Origin of the sequence: Kitasatospora sp. NPDC059571 (assembly GCF_042735675.1) — a bacterium.
Classification (GTDB): domain Bacteria; phylum Actinomycetota; class Actinomycetes; order Streptomycetales; family Streptomycetaceae; genus Kitasatospora.
On record NZ_JBHWBW010000721.1, the window covers coordinates 1 to 2,515 of the forward strand.

Annotated in this window: 2 protein-coding genes; one reads left to right on the forward strand and one right to left on the reverse strand. The window is 79.7% G+C overall.

Going from position 1 to position 2,515, the window contains the following annotated elements; translation table 11 throughout:
- Positions 1-106 precede the first annotated feature (106 nt).
- A complete protein-coding gene (locus tag ACFV0G_RS38255) occupies positions 107-685 on the reverse strand; it encodes a nucleosidase (protein WP_380558148.1) in 579 nt (192 codons plus the stop codon).
- 248 nt (positions 686-933) lie between these two features.
- On the opposite strand from ACFV0G_RS38255, the gene ACFV0G_RS38260 reads away from it, so the two are divergent.
- Positions 934-2,352 carry a hypothetical protein gene (locus ACFV0G_RS38260; protein WP_380558151.1) on the forward strand — a complete coding sequence of 473 codons (1,419 nt, stop codon included), beginning with the start codon at positions 934-936 and terminating at the stop codon, positions 2,350-2,352.
- Positions 2,353-2,515: the final 163 nt, after the last annotated feature.

Genomic DNA, 2,515 nt, shown 5'->3' on the forward strand with positions numbered 1-2,515 from the left:
TTCGGGCCGGCCCTGCCCGGCGTGCCTTTCGCCGCTTGTGCCCGGCGGACCGCGGGGGCGGCCGGCCCCCGGCTGGGGTCGGCCCTCCGCCGTGTCCGGGGACGGGTCAGGCCAGGTGCTCGTCCACCCAGGCGGCGAGGATCTTCGCGCAGTCGTCGACCGAGTCGCGCCAGCTGCGCGCGGCGCCCTCGCCGGCCTCGTCGCTGACGTGCTTGACCAGGCGGACGGGCACCCCGGCCCGGCCCGCGACGGTCGCGATCGCGTAGCCCTCCATGTCGACCAGGTCCGCGGTCTGCGCCAGGCGCTCGCGGGCGGCCGGGTCGGAGACGAACAGGTCACCGGTGGCCAGGACCGGGCCCGGCCCCTCGCCGAGGACGATCGGCGCGCCGTAGCTGCGGCCGGTGAGCTCGCGCAGCACCGGGGTGTCGATGTCGTGCTGGATCACCTGCGCGATGCGGTGGGTCTCCCCCGCGAGGCCGGGCCTCAGCGCCCCGGCGGTGCCCAGGTTGACCACCTCCGACGGGCGGACGCCCTGCGCCAGCACGGTCGCCAGCGCGGCCGTCGCGTTGATCTTGCCCATCCCGGTGAGCAGCACCGGGAGACGGTCGTCCAGGTGGGCCGCCTCCTCGCGGACGGCGACGACGAGCAGCGGGCGGTCCGGCGAGACGGTGCCAATCAGATGCATGTCCCCATGCTACGGGCGGCCGGTGCACCGTCCAGGGCCGCCCGGCCGGCCGCGCCCGCGGCTCCAGCCGGGCCCGAGGAGGGCTGTGGACGGGTCCGCCGGCCGGTACGTCCCGCTACGGGCGGATCGACCGGAAGGCGCTCCCTCAAGACCCGCACAACTCGGGTGTGGCCCGTGCGGCCGGTGGCCATACTGCTGGCACAGGGGGGATCCCCCGGCACGGGGGGCCACAGGGGAGGACGGCGCGGGTGACGACACCGGCGGTGGTCGAGGGGGCGGCGCCGGGGCGGGCCGGCGGGCGGGGCCGGGTGCCCCGCGCGGGCGGCCGGCCCGGGGTCCGGGAGGCGGCGGCGGGGCTGAGACGTTCGGCCGGCACGCCGCCCGGCCGGCTGCGGCTGGCCGGCGCCGTGCTGGCCGCACTGGCGCTGCTGTTCGGTGCCGCCGTCGCCTGGCAGGCCGGCGCCCGGGCGGACGCGGCGGACCGGGTGGTGACGCACAGCCAGCCGCTCAGCCGCGACGCCACCGAGATCTACCGCTCGCTCGCCGACGCGGACACCACCGCCGCCACCGGCTTCCTGCTCGCCGGGGACGAGCCGGCCGCGGTGCGCAAGCGGTACGAGGACGACCTCGCCACGGCCGCCGCCCTGCTCACCGAGGCCGCCGCCCAGGCGGGGCCCGGCTCCGCGACGCAGGCGCTGATCGGCCGGATCAACCAGCAGCTCCCCCAGTACGCCGGGCTGGTGGAGACCGCCAGGACGGACAACCGGCAGGGCCTGCCGCTCGGCGGCGCCTATCTGCGGTACGCCTCCGCCCTGATGCAGGACACCGTGCTGCCCGCCGCCCAGCAGCTGGCCGCCGCCGAGTCCGCGCAGCTCGACCGGGACTCCGCCGCGGCCGAGTCGCTGCCCTGGCCCGCCGGGCTGCTCGGCGTCGCGGCGCTGGCGGCACTGATCCGCTACCAGGTGGTGCTGTTCCGGCGCACCCACCGGGTGCTCAACCCCGGCCTGGCCGCCGCCTCTGCGGCGGTGCTCGCCGCCGTGCTCTGGGTAGTGGTCGGCGGCGCGGCGGCCTCCGCCGGGCTGGCCGCCGGACGGACCTCGGGGAGTGTCCCGCTGCGCGACCTGGGCGAGGTCAGGACCGAGGCCCTGCAGGCGCGGGCCGCCGAGAACCTCGACCTGGTCGCCCGCGGCGCGAGCGACGTCTACGCCGCGCGCTGGCAGACCGTCAGCGCGGCGCTCGCCGGGCGGGCCGCCAACGCCGCGCCGGACGCCGCCGCACCGCAGCGCGCGGGGGGCGGCGCGCTGGAGCGGGCGTACGGCCGGGCCCCCGCCGGTGCCGCGAAGCACCTGGCGTCCGCCCGGGACCTCTTCGCGACCTGGGACGCCCGGCACGCGGCCGCCGCCCGCAGCGACCGGGCCGGCGACTACGACGCCGCGCTGCGGGCCACCGTGGCGGTGGGCGACCCCGGCACCACGGAGGCGGCGTCCGCGGCCCTGGACCGCGAGCTGGCGGCCGCGGCCGACGCGGAGCAGGCCCGCTTCGACGAGGCGACCGCGGGCACCGCCGCCGGATACCGGGCGCTCGCGGCGGGCGCGGCCGTCCTGGCCGTCCTCGCGGCGGCCGGCACCGTGCGCGGCATCGGCCGCCGACTGGCCGAGTACCGGTAGGGGGACGGGACGGGATGACGATGCGGACGAAGGTGCAGGGGGCGCGGGTGTCCGGGGCGCGGCGCCCGGCGCGGACGGGGCCGGCGGGGCGCACCCGCCGGGCGGTGCGGCGGGCCGTCCCGGCGGTGCTGCTGGCGGCGGCCCTGCTCGCCCCGGGCGGGGC

Coding starts and splice junctions, on each gene's coding strand:
- ACFV0G_RS38255 (WP_380558148.1), bottom strand. CDS start 685: ATGCATCTGATTGGCACCGTCTCGCCGGACCGCCCGCTGCTCGTCGTC.